Origin of the sequence: Streptosporangium sp. NPDC000563 (genome assembly GCF_040299985.1) — a bacterium.
In the GTDB taxonomy this organism is placed as follows: Bacteria; Actinomycetota; Actinomycetes; order Streptosporangiales; family Streptosporangiaceae; genus Streptosporangium.
This window is the reverse complement of sequence record NZ_JBEPDA010000016.1, coordinates 133,963-153,800: the sequence shown is the minus strand read 5'-3', so window position 1 is coordinate 153,800 and position 19,838 is coordinate 133,963. Positions and strand designations below refer to the sequence as shown.

The window sequence follows — 19,838 nt, the reverse complement described above, 5'->3', positions numbered from 1 at the left end:
GGGGCCGGTAAGGGCCGGGCATCCGGCCTGCCCGGTCAGCTCACGTCCGGCGGTCGATCCGGCAGATCGGGCAGTTGCTCAGACCGGCCCGCTCGGCCTCGGCTCGGGTCGTGGTCTCGACGCCGCTGCCGCCCACGCTGGCCCCCTTGACGAGAGGGCAGTCGGAATCGTGGAAGCGGCGGGTGCCGGCGATGACCGTGACCGTCTCGCCGTCCGTCTCCCGCTCCTCGGTCGCGGGGCGCGGCCGGTCCTTGATGGCGGGGATACCGCCGGGAGAGGTGTCGTCGTCTCGATCATCGGGGGCGTCGCCGTCGTCGCGGCCGTCGCGGGAGGAGGCCCCCGCGCCTGCTTCGGACCTCACATCGGCCGAGGCGTTCTCGGGTGCCGGGTCGGGTTCGGCTGAGGTGGAGTCGGCCGCTACCTGCCGCCCGGCGCGCCCGGGTGCGGTCTCGGCCGGCTCCACCGGCTCGGGGGTGCCGACCGTGGCGGAGTCTTCTCGCCCGGAGGAACCCGAGGGCTCCGGAGAGGTCTCCCGACCGGCGGTCGTGGTTTCCGCCTCCGCGGAGGAGGCGTTCTCGCCGGGGACGGCCTCGGCGCGGGCCTCCCCGCCACCGGACCCGCCCTTCGCGGAGTCGGCGGACGTGGCCTCGGCCGGTCGGCTCCTGGTCTGCTCGTCCTTCGCGGGCTTGGTCCGAGCGGGCCTGGTGGGCTCGACCTCGGCCTGATCGGATCCGGTTGACCCGGACTTCGCGGACGCGACCCCGCCGGCGTCCGGCTCATCGGGGTCGGACGCCCCGGCCCGGCTCGCCGAGGCGTCCGTGGCCGGCGTACCGGAAGAGCCTGGGGCGCCTGAGGCGGCGGGCTCGGGTCCGGCCTTCGCGGAGTCAGGCTCCGGCTTCGGCGAACCGGGCTTGGCCGAGGCGCCCACGGAGCCGGCGGAGGCCTCCCGGCTCTCCCCTGCCGCCTGCGCGGCCACGTCACGGCTGAACCAGCTGGTGGCCTCGGACGCGGCGTGCGGGATCTCGGGGATCTTCGGCAACTGGATCGCCGGTCGGGTGGGCTGCTCCGCCGGGCGGGCCGGAGGGCTCGCGGGCTTCTGCGGCTGGGGCCTGGGCTCGGAGGACCGAGGCTGGGGCTCGGAGGACCGGACGTAGGGCCGGGCGACCGGGACGACGGGGTCCTGCTGGGAGGGCTCGGCTTCCGGACGCCCGGTCTCCTGGCGGGACGCGGTGCTCTCGCGACCGCCTGCGGAGCTCTCCGGCCTGGCGGGCGCGGCGTCGCGGCTCGCGACCGGAAACGCCGGAGACGCCGGAGATTCAGCCCTGGTCTGCGAAGCCTCGAAACGGCCCTGCGATGCCGCTGTCTCGGGCCGCTGAGTCTCGGACCCCTGCTGTTCGCCGGGCCGCTGGGACTCGGAGCGCTGGGACTCGGGCCGCTGAGGTTCGGGCCGCGCTCCGGGAGTCTGCTGCCCGCCGGACGAGACCCCACCGGACGGAGCGGTGGGCTGCACGGGCCGGTACGGGGAGGTGAAGCGGGCGGTGGCCTCATGAGCACCTGGCTCGCGAGCACCGGCGACGGGGCCGGACTCCCGAGAGGCGGTCAGAGGCTCGTCGGGCTTCCGCGCCTCGGGCGAGGTCTCCCGCGGCTGGGGCCCGGAGGCGGAGTCTGCGGGCAGGCACGTGGTGCAGGGCGTGAAGCCCTCCTCCAGCGCCTCCTCGTGGGTGAGCTCCTCATGATCCCTGCCGGCCAGCTGGCGGCACCCCGCGACGTGATAGCGCTTACGGCCGGGGATGACCAGCACGATGGCCTCGGGGGCCAGGGCGCCCCGCCTCGCCGCGGCGGTGGCGGGTCCGGCCACCGGGCCGCGTCGCGGCTGGGTCGGGGCCACGGGCGCCTGCTGCATCCCGTGCCGCACCATCATCTGCTGTGGCGCCGAAGGGTGGTTCGGCACCCCGTGCGGCGCGGGCAGTGGCCCGGCCGGCATCGGTCCCTTCTGGGGAAGGGGCTGAGATGCCCCGGCGTCCCCGCCGGGGAACAACTCGTGGCGGCGCAGCAACGCCCCGATCACCAGGAAGACCGCCGACAACACGCTGACCGCGATCGACCACATGACCAGAAATGGCTTGGCCAGCACGAACCCCGCGATGAGCAGGACGATGGCCGTGAGTACCAAACCGGCGCTGATAAGGATCACAGAGAGACTCCCGGGTGCGGGTCAAGGGGATGACCCGACACCTTAGCGGCGGTCGTTGTGAGGACCGTCAACGCCCTGGAAGGCACCGGAGTGCTGCGAGGGGTCACCGCCGAACGGGTTGGGTGCGCTCTGGAGGGTCGGCTGACCGCCCTGAGCCACCGCGTGGGACATCGCCGGAGGCCCGCTCACGATCGGGAACCCGCCGCTGCCCTCGGCAGCCACGTTCAGCTCTGCGAGCTGGTTCTCCAGGTACAGCTTCAGGCGACTGCGATACTCGCGCTCGAAGCTGCGGAGCTCCTCGACCTTGCGCTCAAGCTCGTCGCGGGTCTGCACCAGAGAGCCCATGGCCTGGCGGTGCCGCTCCTGCGCGTCACGTTCCAGCGTCTCGGCTCGGGCACGCGCGTCGCCGATGACCTGCTCGGCCTGGCGACGTGCCTTGCCGAGGATGTCGTCGGCCTCGCGGCGCGCCCGGGTCACCGTCTCGTCCGCCTCACGGCGGGCGTCGGCGATGGCCTGGTCGGCGGTCTGCTGGGCGAGAGCGAGAACGCGGGCCGCGGTGTCCATGTTGTCCTCGGCCGGAGGCATTCCCATCGCGACGGGAACAGGCTGCTGATGCTGCACCGGCTCGGGAGCGCGCATGGGCTCCGGCTGCTGCTGCATCATCATCTCGGGCTTGGGCTCGGCGATGGGGGCCGGCGCCATGGCCATGCCCATACCGCCGGGGACCTTGCCCCGCAGGCACTCCGCCAGCTTGGCGCGGAGCTCCTCGTTCTCCTGAATGAGACGGTCCAACTCGGACTCGACCTCATCGAGGAAGGCGTCTACCTCTTCCTCGTCGTAACCCGGCCGAAGGCGGGTCGTACTGAATTGCTTGTTCCGCACATCGGCGGGTGTCAGCGGCATTTCGGTCTCCTTGGCGCGCTTGGAGTCTGTCCGGGGGGACGGTACCCGATCAACGAAGCGCGGACACGAGTTGGATCAAGACCAAGACCACAATGAACAGCACTGTGAAGCTTAGGTCAAAGGCCACCGTACCCAACCGGAGTGGTGGAATGAAACGGCGGAGGAACTTGAGAGGTGGGTCGGTCACCGTGTATACGGCTTCCGCCAGCACCAGAACGATGCCGGTGGGGCGCCACTGGCGCGCGAACGCCTGCACCGTCTCCAAGATCATTCTGCCGATCAGCAGGACGAGGTAGATGGACAGGACGAAGACCAAGATCCCGCTAACGATCCCCACGGTCCGTGCCCGCCTCCACTTCGCTCTGCCGTCCTCTGGCCCGTCGGGACCTGTTAGGCCGGTCACTGTTCATGATGGAACTCTAGCTCTGGTTGAAGAATCCGCGTTCCGCGATTCGAGCCTTGTCCTCGGCGGTCACCTCGACATTGGCTGGGGACAACAGGAACACCTTGTTCGTAACACGTTCGATGCTGCCGTGTAGGCCAAAGACGAGACCTGCCGCGAAATCAACGAGCCGCTTGGCGTCACTGTCAACCATCTCGGTCAGATTCATGATGACCGGGGTGCCGTCACGGAAGTGCTCGCCGATGGTCCGCGCCTCGTTGTACGTGCGGGGATGCAGGGTGGTGATGCGCGCCAGATCGGTCGTACGGCGCTCCAGAAGGGCCGTCGCGGGCCTCGGGGCGGGGACGCCGGAGTCGGTGTCGTCCTGGAGGTCGTGGACCGTGCCAGACCGCTCGTCGCCCTCGCGGCGCGCGTCGTCGAACTCCTCGTACTCGTCGTCGGGGTAGCTGTCGTATCTCTCGTAGCGGTCGTCCTCAACAAGACCGAGGTAGACCGCCATCTTGCGCATCGCGCCGGCCATCGCTACTTCTTCCTCCGTCTTACTTCAGATGTGCCCCAGGGGGACAGCCCGACCGCCCTGAGCTCACCACCGTTCGACCGCTGTCCGGACACGTGGACGCCAAGGTCCACTTGAAGGGACATTACCTGACGAAGGGCTTCCTGCGACCGAGCAACGCCGTACCAACACGCAGGTGTGTCGCGCCGTTGGCGATAGCCTGGGACATATCCCCACTCATCCCCGCCGAGACGACACCGGCGCCGGGGTGAGCCCGCCGGACGGACCTCGCGATCTCCCTCAGCCTCGCGAACGCCCTGCCCGGCTCCTCGCCCAGTGGCGCGACCGCCATCACCCCGCCCAGCTCAAGCCCCTCGGCTCCGGCGACGGCGTCGGCCAGGGCCTCCACCTCCTCGGGCCGCGCACCGCCCCGCGCGGGGTCGCCGTCGAGCGCGACCTGCACCAGGCAGGTGACCGGGCGTCCCGCCGCGAGCGCCTCCCGGCTGAGCGCGGCCACCAGGCGCGGACGGTCGACCGAGTGGACGACGTCCGCGTACCCGACCACCGAGCGGACCTTGTTGGTCTGCAACTGGCCGACGAAGTGCCAGCGGAGATCGAGGTCGGCGCATTCGCGCGCCTTGGCGGACGCCTCCTGGTCGCGGTTCTCCCCCACGTCGGTGATCCCGAGCTCGGCCAGGATCCGCACGTCGGCGGCGGGATAGGTCTTGCTCACCGCGATGAGCGTCAGCTCCTCGCGGTGACGGCCGGCGGCCCGGCAGGCTTGGGCGATCTCCGCCTCCACCCGGGCCAGCCCGGCCGCGATCTCATCACGTCGTGTTGTTTCCGTCACATCTCCGCCGCTCGGACGTCGGCAAACCGGCGGAGCCCATTCTTCCCGGCACGGCCGGGCAGGTCGTCGCCACCCCCACCGTGAGAGATCTCACTTCAGGAAGTCGGGGACGTCCAGCTCCTCTTCCTGCTCCTCGAAGATCACCGGTCGGCGCCGGGCCGGGTCGGTGGCCCTGGCGGAGATCGGCGTCGGCTGCGAGGGTTCGGGAGCCGGGCGGGGGATCGACAACGGCGGGGAGTGCGGCTCCTCCGCGCGGTGCGGCTCGGCGTGCTCCGCCGAGGGCTGCGCCTGCTGGACCGGGTAGATCTGCTGCTGGGGCGTGGGCTCCGCCGGCGCCGGCTGCGGGGTGGCGACCGGTCGCACCGGAGGGGGCGGCGCGTGCTCCACCCTCGGCTCGGGGCGGGGCTCGGCCTTGACCGTGGGCGCCAGCGGGCGGACCGGCGCCGTCGCGGCGGGCGGGGCGGGGCGGGAGACGGCCTGCGGGCGCGCGGCCGGCTGCGCGGCCTGCTTGGGCTCGGGAGCGGGCTCGTCGAAACCGGCCGCGATCACCGTGACGCGCACCTCGTCGCCGAGGGCGTCGTCGATGACCGTACCGAAGATGATGTTGGCATCCGGCGCGGCGGCGGTGGAGACGAGCTGGGCCGCCTCGTTGATCTCGAAAAGGCCGAGGTCGGAGCCTCCGGCGATCGAGAGCAGCACGCCGTGCGCACCGTCGATGCTGGCCTCCAGCAGCGGGCTGGAGACGGCCATCTCGGCCGCCGCGACCGAGCGGTCGTCGCCGCGGGCGTGGCCGATGCCCATCAGGGCCGAACCGGCTCCGGACATGACCGACTTCACGTCGGCGAAGTCGAGGTTGATCAGGCCGGGCGTGGTGATCAGGTCGGTGATGCCCTGGACACCGGAGAGCAGCACCTGGTCGGCCGCCTTGAAGGCGTCGAGCACGCTCACCTGCCGGTCGGAGATCGACAGCAACCGGTCGTTCGGGATCACGATGAGGGTGTCGACCTCCTCGCGGAGGGTCTCGATGCCGGCGTCGGCCTGCATCGCCCTGCGCCGTCCCTCGAAGCTGAACGGCCGGGTCACCACACCGATGGTGAGCGCGCCCAGCGTACGGGCGATGTTGGCCACCACCGGGGCGCCGCCGGTGCCCGTGCCACCGCCCTCGCCCGCCGTGACGAAAACCATGTCGGCCCCCTTGAGGACCTCCTCGATCTCCTCGCGGTGGTCCTCGGCCGCCTTGCGCCCGACTTCGGGGTTGGCCCCCGCGCCGAGGCCGCGGGTGAGCTCGCGCCCGACGTCGAGTTTGACGTCGGCGTCACTCATCAGCAGCGCCTGGGCGTCGGTATTGATGGCGATGAACTCGACGCCCTTGAGTCCCTCCTCGATCATCCGGTTGACGGCGTTGACTCCGCCTCCGCCGATTCCTACAACCTTGATGACCGCGAGGTAGTTCTGCGGTGCTGCCACGACGAGGGGCCTTTCCGCTCGTTGACTTGCAATTTCATGCGGCACGGGGCCCGTGCCGTCGTTTCCAAAACCCTCACCCTCAAGTTGAGATTTAGCTTTATGTCAACCTGAGGAGTGATACGGACAGTAGGAGTTACGCTCCTGGCGGGTCAACTAACCGCGCCGCAAGCGTGTCCAGCGTGTCGCGGGCCGTCCTTTTCCGGGAACGCCCGCCATCCGATGAGATCACTTAACCGTCACCACGTCAGGCGAACTGACGTCATAGGTGTCAGCGGGACGCTTGAGCAGCGTAACAAGGATCCGCGCCTTGTCTGCGGGGCGGTCGCCGCCACCCCACACGATCGCGCGGCCGTCCTTGAGACGCAGCGAGACCGTCTCCGCCGACGGCGCGAGAACCTCCGCGACCCGGCGGGCGAGATTCTGCGGCAGCGCGGTGATGACCTTGAGCGCCGCCGCGGTCGCGGGATCCGCCGGGCCCGGCCGGGACACCCTCAGCACGGGCAGTGCCGGGGGCGCGACGTTCCTGAGCTCGGTGACGATCCCGTGGCGGTCCATCAGCGCGGACCTGTCACCGACCGGCACCACCGCCACCGGCTCGCGCTCCACGACCTCGACGCGCAGGGTGCCCGGCCAGCCACGGCTCACCGTCACCGACTCCACCTGCGGGATCCTGCCGATCCTGCCCTCGACCTCGGCCACGTCGACGGTGGCGAGTGGCATGTCCTCGGCCACCTGCGCCGCCTGGCGGATCTGCTCGGCGGACAGGCCCGCGTTGCCCACCACCTGGATCTCCCTCACCCCGAGCACCGGGGAGAAGAACACCAGCCAGGCGGCGATGCCCACCACCCCCACGGTGAGCAGGGCCAGGAAGGCCGACCTCCACACCCCGTTCATCGCCACTCCCCCTCCGGCGACCCGCGCCCGCTGGCGTGAGTCACCGCGCGGCCAGCTCCGCAACGATCCTGGGACCGAGCTCGGTGACGTCGCCCGCTCCCATGGTCAGGACGATGTCACCGGGCCTGGCCCGCTCCGCCACCAGGGCGGGCACGCTGTCGCGGCGGGGGGCGTAGGCCACCCGCTCGGCGGGCAGCGGCACCTTCCCCGCCACCAGCGCCCCCGACACGCCCGGCTCGGGGTCCTCGCGGGCCCCGTAGACGTCCAGGACGATGGCCTCGTCGGCCAGCCCGAGCGCGGTACCGAAATCGTCGGCGAAGAACCTCGTCCGCGAGTACAGGTGCGGCTGGAAGACCGCGATGACCCTGCCGTCGCCGGAGAAGGACGCCACCACGTCCCGCGCCGCGCGCAGGTCGGCGGCGAGCTCGGTCGGGTGGTGGGCGTAGCTGTCGAAGACCGCGACCCCGCCCGCCTCCCCCTTGGCCTCGAAACGGCGCTTGGCGCCGGTGAAGGCCGCCAGGCCGTCACGGATCTCGTCGAAGGAGACGCCCAGCTCTCTGGCCACCGCGATCGCGGAGGCGGCGTTGAGCGCGTTGTGGCGGCCCGGCACCGCGAGCCTGACCTCCCCGTGCCCCACGATCGTGAAGGTGATGCCCAGCCCTTCGGGGACGATCCCGTCCACCCGCAGGTCGGCGTCCTCGCTCTCGCCGTAAGTGATCACCTTCAGGCCGCGGGCGCGGGCGATCGGGATGAGCGCGGCGGAACCGGGATCGTCGGCGCACACGACCATGGTGGCGGTGACGCGCTCGACGAACCGGGCGAAGCTGTCGTGGACCGCGCGCGGGTCTCCGTAGTTGTCCAGGTGGTCGGGCTCGACGTTGGTCACCACGGCGATGTCGGGGGCGAGCATCAGGAAGGAGCCGTCGCTCTCGTCGGCCTCGGCGACGAACGTACCGCCCGAACCCTCGTCGGCGCCCAGGCCCGTCGTCACCAACTGCCCGCCCACGCAGTACGAGGGGTCGGCGCCGCACTTCTGCAGCGCCACGGTGAGCATCGAGGTCGTGGTGGTCTTGCCGTGGGTGCCGGCCAGCGCGACACCGGTCTTGCCCGCCATCACGGAGGCGAGCGCCGCGGCCCTGGGGATGACCCGCAGGCCCTGGCGGAGCGCCTCGCCCAGCTCGGGGTTGGAGTCGCGGATCGCGGTGGAGACCACGACGGTGTCGACGTTCTTGATGTGGGAGGCGGCGTGGCCGATGTGGACCCTCGCCCCCAGATCGCGCAGCTCCGTCACCAGGTCCGAGCCCCGCGCGTCACTGCCGGAGACCGGCACTCCCCGCTTGAGCAGGATGCGCGCGATCCCGGACATCCCGGAACCGCCGATCCCGATGAAGTGGACCCGTCCCAGATCGCCGGCCGCGACCGGATCCACCAGCTTGACCAGGCTCATCGGCCGCTCACCCCTCCTCGTTCGCCGCGCGGGCGCGTCCGCGCCCCTCCGGCCGTCGTTCGTCTCCGGCGGTCCCGCGCCCGCCGCCCCGGCTCCCCTGCGCGCCCATTCAGCCTCTCCCCTGCGCCGCGATCCGCAGCACCTCGCGTGCCAGCGTCACGTCGGCGTCCTTCCTGCCCATCCTGGCGGCCGCCTCGGACATGGTGACCACGCGCTCGGGGTCGGACAGGATGGGCAGCACGCTGTGGACGATCCACTCCGCCGACAGCTCGGCGTCGTCGATCATCACACCGCCGCCGCCCCGCACGATCGGGGTGGCGTTGAGCCGCTGCTCGCCGTTGCCGTGCGGCAGCGGGATGTACGCGGCCGGCAGGCCCACGGCCGTCAGTTCGGCGCAGGTCATCGCGCCGCTGCGGCACAGGGCGAAGTCGGCCGCCGCGTAGGCGAGGTCCATCCGGTCGACGTACTGCAGCACGACGTACTGGGGGTCGCCCGGCGGCGGCTCCTCCTCCAGCGTGTTCTTCGGGCCGATGACGTGCAGCACCTGCACCCCGGCCCTGCGCAGCGCGGGGGCGGCCGCCAGGGCCGCCCGGTTGAGCGAGCGCGCCCCCTGGGAACCTCCGGTGACCAGCAGCGTGGGCAGGTCGGCCTCCAGGCCGAACCAGGACCGGGCCTTGTCGCCCATGGACAACCGGTCCAGGTTGACGATCTCGCGGCGAAGCGGGATCCCGATGTGCTCGGCGCGGCCCAGGGGGGTGTCCGGATGGCCGGTGAACACGTGCTCGGTGAGGCGCGCGCCCAGCCGGTTGGCCAGGCCGGGGCGCGGGTTGGCCTCGTGGACCACGATCGGCACGTTGCGCCGCCGCGCCGCCAGGTAGGCGGGGGTGGCCACGTAACCGCCGAAGCCGACCAGGACGTCGGCCTGCACGCGGTCCATGATGCCGGCGGCCGCGTTGACCGCGCCCGCCAGACGGCCCGGCACGCTCAGCAGCTGGGGCGTCAGGGACCGGGGCAGCGGCACCGCGGGCACCAGCTGCAGCTCGTATCCCCGGGCGGGCACCAGCCTGGTCTCCAGGCCGCGCTCGGTGCCGAGGCAGGTGATCCCGATGTTCGGGTCGAGCCGGCGCAACGCGTCGGCCAGAGCGAGCGCCGGTTCGATATGACCGGCCGTCCCGCCGCCGGCGAGGACCACCCTCATCTCGGTCCTTTCGCTTATCGTTTTCCGCGGCCCGGCCGTCGTTTCCTGGCCGGACCACCCAGGCCAAGCCAGCTTAGGCCCCGCGCCACCGGTCCGGGGCCATGGGCCGCCAGCGCCTCGCGGGCGCCGGGTTCCTGCTTGGCGAACGACAGGAGCATGCCCAGGGCGGCGAGGGTGGGCAACAGGGCCGATCCACCGTAGGAGACCAGCGGCAACGGGATGCCGGTGATGGGCAGCACGCCGATGACCGCGCCGATGTTGACGAGCGCCTGACCCACGATCCAGGCGACCGCGGCGGAGGAGGCGAGCCTGATGAACGGGTCCTTGACCCGGGTGGCGACCCGCAGCCCCGCGTAGCCCAGCAGCCCGAACAGGGCCACCGCGACGAGCGTGCCCATCAGGCCGAGTTCCTCGCCGAGGATGGAGAAGATGAAGTCGCTCTCGGCGTGCGGGATCCAGCTCCACTTCTGCCTGCTGGACCCCAGCCCCAGCCCGAACCAGCCGCCGCTGCCGATGGCGATCTGTCCCTGTACGGCCTGGAAGCCCGCCCCCTGGGCGTTGCCCCACGGGTCGAGCCACCCGGCGATCCGCGCCGAACGGTATCCCTCGGTGCTGATCATGACGATGGTCGCGAGCGCCGTCACCCCGAGGATCCCGCCGAACAGCTTCAGCGGCGCCCCCACCACCCACAGCAGCGACAGGAAGATGAGCATCAGCACCAGCGTGGTGCCGAGGTCGCTGCCCAGCATGACCAGGACGGCCAGGATGGCGGTGCCCGGCATCAGCGGGATGAACAGGCTGCGCCACTCGATCATGCCGTTGCGCGCCTTGCGGGCCAGCAGGTCGGCCCCCCAGAGCATCAGCCCGAGCTTGGCGGGCTCGGACGGCTGCAGGTAGATGGGGCCGAGGTCGATCCAGCGCTGGGCGCCGAGCTGGGAGGTGCCGACGAACAGCACGAGCACCAGCCCGAGGATCGCCAGCGCCATCAGCGGGTATCCGGCGAGCCTGAAGAACCTCGGCGGCAGCTGCGCGCAGATCCACATCAGCGGGAGGCCGAGCCCGACCGAGATCGACTGCTTGAAGAACCAGTAGAAGGGATCGCCCGTCTTCTGCAGCGCCTCGATGCTGGAGGCCGAGAGCACCATCATCAGGCCGAGGACGAGCAGCAGGCCGCTGCACCCCAGGATCAGGTAGTACGAGGTCAGCGGCCGGTTGAGCAGCTCACGGAAGGCGGTCAGGTGCTCGCGGAACCCCTCGGGGCGCCCGGGGGCGCCCTGGCGGGCGGGCGCGCCCTCCTGGGTGGTCGCGCTCACGCCGCTCCCCCGTCGTGCCCCTCGGCGAGACGGTGCACGGCCCGGGCGAACGCCTCCCCTCGGGCGGGGTAACCGGCGAACATGTCCAGAGACGCGCCGGCCGGGGCCAGCAGCACGGTGTCTCCGGGGGCGGCGAGCCTGGCGGCTTCGGTGACGACACGGTCCATGACCCCAGTGTCTTGCCCCGCCACCTCCACCACGGGAACATTCCCGGCGTGTCGCGCCAGAGCCTCGCGAATTCGCTCGCGGTCGGCGCCCAGGAGCACCGCGCCGCGCAGCCTGGGCGCGGCCCGGCGTACCAGCTCGCCGACGTCGGCCCCCTTCAGCTGCCCTCCGGCGACCCAGACGATCGACGGGTAGGCGGCCAGCGAGGCGGCGGCGGCGTGCGGGTTGGTGGCCTTGGAGTCGTCCACGTAGTCGACCTCGGCGACCCTGGCCACGTGCGCGATCCTGTGGGGGTCGGGAACGAAGGCGAGCAGTCCCTCGCGGACGGCGGCGGCGGGCACCCCGTAGGCCCTGGCGAGGGCCGCGGCGGCGAGCGCGTTCGCCACGTTGTGCGGCGCGAACGGGCGGATGTCGGCGAACGAGGCGAGCTCCTCGGCGCTGCTCGCCGGGTCGGCCACGAACGCCCGGTCCACCAGCAGGTCCTCGACCACGCCGAGCTGGCCGGGCCGGGGCACCTTGAGGGTGAAGCCCACGCTCCGCGCCGTGACGCCGTGCCCGGCCGCGCTCTCGTACGGCGCGGCGAGACCGGCCGCCCACTCGTCGTCGGCGTTGTACACGACCGTCCCGGCCCTGGCGAAGATCTCCCCCTTGACGCGGGCGTACTCCTCCATGGAGCCGTGCCAGTCGAGGTGGTCGGGCGCCACGTTGAGCACCGCGGCCGCGTACGGGGCGATGCTGGGCGAGCGGTGCAGCTGGAAGCTGGAGAGTTCCACCGCCAGCACGTCGCCGGGACCGGCGACGGCCTCCACCACCGGGGTGCCGACGTTGCCGACGGCGAGCGCCCGGTGGCCCGCGGCGAGGAGCATCGCGGTGAGCATGCGCACCGCGGTGGTCTTGCCGTTGGTGCCGGTCAGCGCCAGCCAGGGGGCGGCGCCCTCGCCTCGGAGCCGCCAGGCCAGCTCGACCTCGCCGATCACCTCGATACCGGCCGCCGCGGCGGCGGCGAGCAGCGGGTGGTGCGGCGGCCAGCCGGTGGTGACGATGAGGGAGGTGCCCTCGGGAGGCTCGGCGGGTTCGCCGAAGCGCACCTCGACGCCGAGCGCGGTCAGCTCCCCCGCGACCGCCCTGGCCCGCTCGCCGTCCCTGCCCTCCAGGACGACCACCTTCTCGCCGCGACCGGCCATCGCGCGGGCCACGGCGGTGCCGGAGACCCCCAGCCCCGCGACGCAGATCACACGCCCTCCCCGGCCACGCTCGTCCGTACGCTCACAGCCTGGGCATCCATTCCACGTAGAAGATCCCCAGTCCGGCGGCGGAGCACAGGGCGGCGATCAGCCAGAAGCGGACCACGATGGTCGTCTCGGCCCAGCCCTTCAACTCGAAGTGGTGCTGGAGCGGCGCCATCCTGAAGACCCGTTTCCCGGTCATCTTGAAGAAGCCGACCTGGATGATCACCGACATGGTGATGAGCACGCACATCCCGGCGAGGATGATCAGCAGCAGCTGGGTCCTGGTGGTGATGGCCAGACCGGCGATCACGCCGCCCAGGGCGAGCGAGCCGGTGTCACCCATGAAGATCTTCGCGGGCGGCGCGTTCCACCACAGGAACCCGACCAGCGCGCCGAGCACCGCGGCGGCGACCACCGCCAAATCCAGCGGGTCGCGGACCCAGTAGCAGTTGGGTCCGAGCTGGCTGGTGCAGCTGTTGCGCAGCTGCCAGTTGCCGATCAGCACGTACGAGGCGAGCACCACGCCGGTGGCGCCGCTGGCGAGGCCGTCGAGACCGTCGGTGAGGTTCACCGCGTTGGAGAAGCCGACGATCATGATCAGCACCCAGATGGTGAAGCCGATGAGGCCGATGGAGGGGCCGAAGTCCCTCAGGAACGACAGGCGCGTCTCGGCCGGGGTGATCTGGTAGGAGTTGGGGAAACGGGTCACCAGGACCGCGAAGACCGCGCCCACGATGAGCTGGCCCAGCGCCTTGGCACCGCTTCGCAGACCGAGGCTGCGCTGCTTGTAGATCTTGATGAAGTCGTCGAGGAAGCCGACCGCGCCCAGTCCCGTCATCAGGAACAGCACGAGGACGGCGGAGACCGTGGGGGGCGTGAAGCTGTACAGGTGGGCGCAGGCGAAGCCGACCAGCGCGGCGATCACGATCACGGTGCCGCCCATGGTGGGGGTGCCGCGCTTGTCGTGGTGGCCGGAGGGTCCCTCCTCCCGGATGCTCTGCCCGTAGCCGCGCCGGGAGAACAGGCGGATCGCCAGCGGCGTGCCCAGCATGGACAGCAGCAGGCTGACCGCCGCCGCGACGAGGATCTCCCTCATCGGCGGTCACCCCCGAGCAGCGCCGCGGCCACGCGTTCGAGGCCCGCGGCGCGCGGTCCCTTGATCAGTACGACGTCGCCGGGGGCGAGCAGTGCCGACAGCTCCGCGCCCGCCTGGGCCGCGTCGGCGGCGTGCGAGATCCGGATGGCGCCGGCGGCGGCATCGGGCTCGGCGGTCTCGCCGAACGCGGAGAGAGGCGAGAGCGCGCCGTCGCCCGGTGGTCCCCCCGCCCCGTGCGGCGCCGCTCCCGCGTGCGCGACGACGCCGCTCTCCCGCGCGGCCCGTACGGCGGCCTCCGCCCCTGCCAGGACCGGATCCGCGTCGGGGCCGACGACGAACAGGCCCGCCAGGCCCGCGCCCCCGGCCAGGCGTCCCAGCCCCTCGTTGAGCGCGGCGCTCTCGTCACCGAGCTCGCGCAGGGCGGCGATGACCGCGAAGCGGCGGCGGCCGCCCGCGAGCACGTCCAGGGTGCCGAAGGCGGCCCGCATGGAGTCGGGGTTGGCGTTGTAGGCGTCGTTGATCACGGTGACGCCGTCCGCGCGGTCGGTGACCTCCATCCGCCAGCGGCTGCGGGGCTCGGCCTCGGACAGCTCCTCGGCGATGGTGGCGACCGGCAGGCCCAGCTCGTAGGCGGCCGCCGCGGCGGCGAGCGCGTTCTCCACCGCGTGCTCGCCGTACAGGCGCAGGCCGACGGGGGCGGCACCCGAGGGGGTGCGCAGCGTGAAGGAGGCTCGGCCGCGCTCGTCGACGGTCACGTTCTCGGCCCGTACGGTCGCGTCCTCGCCCCGGCCGTACCAGGTGACGCGGGCACCGGTGCGCCCGGCCATCGCGGCCACCAGCGGGTCGTCGGCGTTGAGCACGGCCACCCCGTCGGCGGGCAGCGCCTCGACCAGCTCGCCCTTCGCCCTCGCGATCTCCTCCTTGCCGCCGAAGACGCCCAGGTGGGCGGTGCCGACGTTGAGGACCACGCCGATCCTCGGCGGGGCGACGCGGGTCAGGTGGGCGATGTGCCCCGCGTTCCTCGCGCCGAGTTCCAGCACCAGGTAGCGGGTGTCCTCGCAGGACTTCAGCACGGTCAGCGGGTGGCCGATCTCGTTGTTGAACGAACCGGCCGTGGCGACCGTCGGGCCGATCCTCGCGGTGAGCCTGGCGAGCAGGTCCTTGGTGGTGGTCTTGCCCGCGGAGCCGGTGATGCCGATGACCGTGGTCGCCGGCAGTGCCGCGCAGACGGCGGTGGCCAGGCCCGTCATGGCGGCCACGGTGTCACCGACGATGACGGCGGGGGCGTCGACCGGCCGGGCGGCGAGCACGGCGACCGCCCCGGCCGCGACGGCCTGCGCCGCGAAGTCGTGCCCGTCGACCCGTTCGCCCTTGATCGCGACGAACAGCGACCCCGGTTCGACGGCGCGGGAGTCGGTGACGACCGGGCCGCGCACCACCGCGCGTGGGTCGGCCATGCCCGCGAGGGCCCCCGAGGTGATCTCGGCGATCCTGGCCAGCGGCAACGGGATCATGATGCGTCTTCCCTACTCTCCATACGTGCTTCGGCGCCCGGTGCGGTTCCTGCGCCTGACGATCGCGTCGGCCACGACCTGCCTGTCGTCGAAAGGAAGCACCTGGTCGCCGACGTACTGGCCCTGCTCGTGGCCCTTGCCGGCCACGACGACGACGTCACCGAGACCCGCCCGGCCGATGGCCAGGTCGATGGCCGCGGCGCGGTCCGGCTCAATGATCACATGTGCGCGCCCGTCCTGGGGCACACCGAGAACTCCGTCCATCATCTCCGCGAGGATCCGCAGGGGATCCTCGGAGCGGGGGTTGTCGCTGGTGAGAATAGCCACATCTGCCAACCTTGCGGCGGCTTCTCCCATCATTGGGCGTTTACTGCGGTCACGGTCACCCCCGCAGCCGAGCACGACGATGAGTTCGCCCTCGGTGACCTCGCGCAGCGAGCGCAGGACCGACTCGACCGCGCCGGGCTTGTGCGAGTAGTCGACGATGGCCTGGAAGTCCTCGCCGCCGGGAACCCGCTCCATCCGGCCGGGAACCCCCGTCAGCGTACCGACACCCGCCACCGCGGCCCGCAGCGGCACACCCGCCTCCACCAGCGCGACGATCGCGCCCAGGGCGTTGGACACGTTGAAGGGCCCCGGCAGGGCGACCGAGGCGGCCTCCTCGACGCCTCCCGGCCCCACGACCGTGAAGGTGCTGCCCTCGGGGCCCAGCCGCACACCGGTGGCCCGCCAGTCGGCCTCCAGGGCGCCCTCGGCGGAGAAGGTGGTCATCGGGATCTTCGCGAAGCCCGCGAGTTCACGTCCGTGCGGATCGTCGAGGTTGACGACCCCCACGCGACTCATCTCGGGGGTGAACAACCTGGCCTTCGCCGCGAAGTAGTCGTCGAGGTCACGGTGGAAGTCGAGGTGGTCCTGGGACAGGTTGGTGAACAGCGCCACGTCGTAGAACACCCCGTCGACCCGGCCGAGCGCCAGCGCGTGGCTGGAGACCTCCATCGCCGCGGCGGTGACGCCCCGCTCGCGCATCAGGGCGAACAGGCTCTGCAGGTCGCTCGCCTCGGGCGTGGTGAGCTTCGGCGCGAAGCGCAGCTCACCGGCGTGGATCTCCACCCCCCCGATGAGCCCGGGGCTGTGCCCGGCGGCCCGCAGCCCGGCCTCCAGCATGAAGGTGACCGTGGACTTGCCGCTGGTGCCGGTGACTCCGACGACCATGACGTCCGCCACGGGATTGCCGTACACCCAGGCGGAGACCTGCCCGAGCAGGGCCCGCGGATCGGGCACGACGAGGACCGGGAGGCCGGTCGCGACCGCGGCCTCCCTTCCCGCCTCGTCGGTCAGGATCGCGCTGGCACCCGCGGCGAGGGCCTGGGCGGAGAAGTCGGCCCCGTGGACCGAGGCCCCCGGGAGCGCGACGTAGAGATCTCCCCGGCACACCTGGCGCGAGTCGATGGTGATCCCGGACACCGCGGCAAGCGGGGCTCGCGACGTGCCCGAGGGCGCGCCGATGAGGCTCGCCAGCCCCGAGAGCGGACGGGGTGAACTGGTTGAGGGTCGCATTGACGACGGGGGACGCACGGCGAGAGCGTACCTTCACTCGTCACTCTCCGGCGCGTATCCGCACCGGGGACGGCTTGGTTCCGGTCGGCGGGATCTTCCCGCTCTTCAACGCGAACGTCATCACCTTCTTGAAGACCGGCGCGGCGATCTCCCCACCGTAATGGCCCTCCTTGGGGTCCTGGAGGACCGCCAGGACGACGAGGCGGGGCTTGTCCGCGGGAGCGAAACCAACAAAAGTCGCGGTATAACCGCAATAACCCTGACATCTGGTGTCGTAGCGCATCGCGGTCCCCGTCTTGCCCGCCACCCGGTAACCGTCGATCGCGGCGAGGTTGCCGGTGCCCTCCTCGCTCACGGCGGCCTCCAGCATGGTCGCGATCTCCCGCGCCGTACGCTCGCCGACCACCCGGGTCTGCTTGCCCGGCGGCGACGGCGTGAACACGCCGTTCTCACCGGTGGTGCCGGCCACGATCCGCGGGGTGACACGCACCCCGCCGTTGGCGATGGTCTGGTACACGCTCGCCGTCTGCAGCGCCGTCACCGAGACCCCCTGGCCGTACGCGATCGTGCAGCGCTGGCTACCCGACCAGCTCTTCCAGTCGGGCAGGAGCCCGGCCTCCTCCCCCGGCAACTCCGAGCCCGGCTTCGTGCCGAACCCGAAGCGCTGGAGCATCGAGTGGAGCTTCTCGTCGCCGATCTTCTGGGTGGCGAGGATCGTGCCCACGTTGCTGGAGGTCGCCACGATGCCCGAGAAGGTCAGGCGCTCGGTGGGGTGCGGGTGGGAGTCCTTCAGCACCTGGTCGGCGCACCTGATCCGGTCGGCGACCGTGAACAGGGTCTCCGGCCGCACGGCACCCGACTCCAGGGCCGCCGCCGCGGTGATGACCTTGTTGGTGCTGCCCGGCTCGAACACGTCCGTGACCGACCGGTTGACCCGGTCGGCGCCGGGAGAGTTCATCCAGTTCTTCAGGTCGAGCTCGGGCGCGTTGGCCATGGCGATCACCTCGCCGGTCCGCGTGTCCAGCACGATCGCGCTGCCGGTGCGCGCCCCGGTCGCCTTGACCTGCTCGGCGATCGCCTTCTGCGCGGCCCACTGGACGTCGCGGTCGATGGTCAGACGCACGTCCCTGCCCTCGACGGGCGCCCGGACGGTGCTGCGGGTCATCGGGATGCGCTGCCCCCTGGCACCCGTCTCGATGATCTGCTCGCCGTCGCGGCCCGCGAGCAGCTTGTCGTAGGTGCTCTCCAGCCCGGCCAGCCCGGTGCCGTCGGTGCCGACGAAGCCCAGCAGGGTGCCCGCCAGGTCGCCGCCGGGATAGTCGCGCCGGTAGCGGTGCTTGCTGCCGACGCCCTTGAGGTCTTGCGCCATGATCCGCTGGGCGAGCGGCGGGTCGACGGCCGCGGCGAGCTGCTGGTAGTGGCTGGTGCTCTGGGCCAGCTTGGCGGCGATCGACTCCTTGGGCGTGCCCAGCTCCTTGGCCAGGATCGTGGCCACCCGGTCACGCTGGCCGGCGGAGACCTGGGAGGGGTCCACGAAGATCTCGCGAGCCTCCAGGGTGAGCGCGAGCTCGTGACCGTTCACGTCGGTGATCGACCCTCGCCTCGCGGGCAGCTTCTCACCCTGGACGCGCTGCTTGGCCGCCTCCGCGGTGTAGACCTTCGAGTCGAGGCCCTGGAGCTGGATGAGCCGCCCCGCGAAGATGGACAGCACGAAGGTCATCGCCATCAGGCCGATACCGATGCGCCTGCGGGGGTTGCCCAGGCGCAGCACCGCCGACGGGCGCGCCGGCGGCCGCGGCGGCCTGCCACCGCCGCCGCGTGTGGTCATGCGGGTGTGCTCGTGATCCCCCGGTCGCTCGCCCCCGCGCCTCGGCGCGGACCGCACCCAGCCCAGCGGGTCCGGCGGTCCTTCCGCCCGTGAGGACCGCACCGGCCCACGCGGGGCCTCGGATCCCGAGGACCTGCGCGGGGCCTCGGGCCCCGAGGACCTGCGTGGGGCCTCGGACCCCGGCGGCCTGCCGGGGCGGGGGGCGGAGGTCCTGCCCGGCGCCTCGGGGCGGCCGGATCCACCGGAAGCCCTCGGGGCTCCGGAGACACCGGGAACGCCGGGGACACCACGGATGCCGGGGGCGCCGGGGGCACCGGAGGCACCGCCCTTGCCGTCCGGTCGTCTTTGCCGGCCCGAGCCGTCGGAAGCGGGCGGCCGTGCGCCGGAACCGGTCCTGCCGGTGGGAGCGGGCCTGCCCGGGGCTCCCGGCCTGCCGGACGCGCCGGCGGCCGACGGCCTCGCCGGGGAGCCCGGCCTGCCGCCCCTGGCCGGTTTACCGGATTTGCCGGAACCTTCCGGTGCCGGTGACCCGCCGGACGAGCCTGCCCTGCCGGAGGCACCGGAGGAGCCCGCACGGCCGGAGCTCCCGGCGGAGCCCCCGCGCCCCGAGCCACCGGAGGAACCCGCACGGCCCGAAGGGGAGCCCGCACGGCCGGAACTTCCGGAGGAACCCGTACGGCCCGAACCGCCTGCCCCCTGCCTGCCCGAGGCCGGAGGCCTGCGCGGGGGGGCCGGCTCCCGGGGGCTGTCGGGAACGCCGGGAGCACCGGACGGCCCGGCGTCGCCGGACCCCGGCCTGCGCGGCTTACCGGAGGCGTCCGGGGAACCGCCAGGTCTGGCCGCGCGGCCGGGACCGCCGGGAGAACGGCGGCCCGCCCCTCCCGCCGGTCCTCCCCCGGAGCCCCCGCGGCCCTGCCCGGGACCGGGCCCCCCGGTCTCCCTCACCGGCCCGTGCCCGGCACTCGCTCCTGCCCCGCGGGCTTGGTGGCGTCGTCGGCGCCCCCGACGGCGGGCTTGTCGGGGTCGATGACGCGCGCGGTGTCCCAGTCGGGACCCAGACCCTGGAGTTCGTTGTTCCTCGCCACCGCTTCCGGCATCTCCTGCCGCATGATCGCGCTCTGCTTGCTCTCCTTCGCGATGCGCAGGTCACTGATCTCCTTGCGCAGCCCGTTGGCCCTGAAGGAGTCCTGGGCGAGCACGGCGTTCAGCAGCAGCAGGCTGATCAGCCCGCCGCAGAGCAGGCCGACCACGAGCAGCAGGAAAGGAGTCCTCGGCGGCCTGGCG

At 72.3% G+C, this 19,838-nt stretch carries 16 protein-coding genes; all 16 read right to left on the bottom strand.

The genetic code is table 11. The annotated features are described in order from the left end of the window. Positions 1-40: 40 nt before the first annotated feature. On the bottom strand, positions 41-2,194 hold the full coding sequence (locus tag ABT352_RS28970) for a hypothetical protein (RefSeq protein ID WP_350948109.1): 2,154 nt from the start codon (positions 2,192-2,194) through the stop codon (positions 41-43). A gap of 42 nt (positions 2,195-2,236) precedes the next feature. Further along, positions 2,237-3,097 carry a DivIVA domain-containing protein gene (locus tag ABT352_RS28965; protein ID WP_350948108.1) on the bottom strand — a complete coding sequence of 287 codons (861 nt, stop codon included), beginning with the start codon at positions 3,095-3,097 and terminating at the stop codon, positions 2,237-2,239. A gap of 49 nt (positions 3,098-3,146) precedes the next feature. Next, positions 3,147-3,434, bottom strand: coding sequence for a YggT family protein (locus ABT352_RS28960; protein WP_350948107.1), 288 nt, complete (start codon positions 3,432-3,434; stop codon positions 3,147-3,149). A gap of 82 nt (positions 3,435-3,516) precedes the next feature. Beyond that, positions 3,517-4,020: a cell division protein SepF gene (locus ABT352_RS28955; RefSeq protein ID WP_350948106.1), complete on the bottom strand. Its 504-nt coding sequence runs from the start codon at positions 4,018-4,020 to the stop codon at positions 3,517-3,519. Positions 4,021-4,141: 121 nt separating this feature from the next. Further along, positions 4,142-4,846 carry a YggS family pyridoxal phosphate-dependent enzyme gene (locus tag ABT352_RS28950; protein ID WP_350948105.1) on the bottom strand — a complete coding sequence of 235 codons (705 nt, stop codon included), beginning with the start codon at positions 4,844-4,846 and terminating at the stop codon, positions 4,142-4,144. 90 nt (positions 4,847-4,936) lie between these two features. After that, positions 4,937-6,313, bottom strand: a complete 1,377-nt coding sequence (ftsZ, locus tag ABT352_RS28945) for a cell division protein FtsZ (protein WP_350948104.1) — start codon at positions 6,311-6,313, stop codon at positions 4,937-4,939. 225 nt (positions 6,314-6,538) lie between these two features. Beyond that, positions 6,539-7,207, bottom strand: coding sequence for a cell division protein FtsQ/DivIB (locus tag ABT352_RS28940; protein ID WP_350948103.1), 669 nt, complete (start codon positions 7,205-7,207; stop codon positions 6,539-6,541). 40 nt (positions 7,208-7,247) lie between these two features. Continuing rightward, on the bottom strand, positions 7,248-8,654 hold the full coding sequence (murC, locus tag ABT352_RS28935; RefSeq protein WP_350948102.1) for a UDP-N-acetylmuramate--L-alanine ligase: 1,407 nt from the start codon (positions 8,652-8,654) through the stop codon (positions 7,248-7,250). Positions 8,655-8,763: 109 nt separating this feature from the next. Beyond that, positions 8,764-9,852, bottom strand: a complete 1,089-nt coding sequence (gene murG / locus ABT352_RS28930) for an undecaprenyldiphospho-muramoylpentapeptide beta-N-acetylglucosaminyltransferase (protein ID WP_350948101.1) — start codon at positions 9,850-9,852, stop codon at positions 8,764-8,766. Positions 9,853-9,866: 14 nt separating this feature from the next. Further along, entirely contained in the window at positions 9,867-11,165 is a 1,299-nt protein-coding gene (gene ftsW, locus ABT352_RS28925; RefSeq protein ID WP_350948100.1) for a putative lipid II flippase FtsW, read from the bottom strand. Further along, positions 11,162-12,514, bottom strand: coding sequence for a UDP-N-acetylmuramoyl-L-alanine--D-glutamate ligase (gene murD, locus ABT352_RS28920; RefSeq protein ID WP_502992900.1), 1,353 nt, complete (start codon positions 12,512-12,514; stop codon positions 11,162-11,164). Before murD ends, ftsW begins: the two co-directional genes overlap by 4 nt. An 82-nt stretch (positions 12,515-12,596) precedes the next feature. After that, positions 12,597-13,655 carry a phospho-N-acetylmuramoyl-pentapeptide-transferase gene (mraY, locus tag ABT352_RS28915; RefSeq protein WP_350948098.1) on the bottom strand — a complete coding sequence of 353 codons (1,059 nt, stop codon included), beginning with the start codon at positions 13,653-13,655 and terminating at the stop codon, positions 12,597-12,599. Then, positions 13,652-15,169 carry a UDP-N-acetylmuramoyl-tripeptide--D-alanyl-D-alanine ligase gene (locus ABT352_RS28910; RefSeq protein ID WP_350948097.1) on the bottom strand — a complete coding sequence of 506 codons (1,518 nt, stop codon included), beginning with the start codon at positions 15,167-15,169 and terminating at the stop codon, positions 13,652-13,654. The genes mraY and ABT352_RS28910 overlap by 4 nt, the downstream gene beginning before the upstream one ends. A gap of 12 nt (positions 15,170-15,181) precedes the next feature. Beyond that, on the bottom strand, positions 15,182-16,726 hold the full coding sequence (locus ABT352_RS28905) for a UDP-N-acetylmuramoyl-L-alanyl-D-glutamate--2,6-diaminopimelate ligase (RefSeq protein WP_350948096.1): 1,545 nt from the start codon (positions 16,724-16,726) through the stop codon (positions 15,182-15,184). A 40-nt stretch (positions 16,727-16,766) separates the two neighbouring features. Next, a complete protein-coding gene (locus ABT352_RS28900; protein ID WP_502992899.1) occupies positions 16,767-18,497 on the bottom strand; it encodes a peptidoglycan D,D-transpeptidase FtsI family protein in 1,731 nt (576 codons plus the stop codon). Positions 18,498-19,495: 998 nt separating this feature from the next. Further along, positions 19,496-19,804, bottom strand: a complete 309-nt coding sequence (locus tag ABT352_RS28895) for a hypothetical protein (RefSeq protein ID WP_350948094.1) — start codon at positions 19,802-19,804, stop codon at positions 19,496-19,498. Positions 19,805-19,838: the final 34 nt, after the last annotated feature.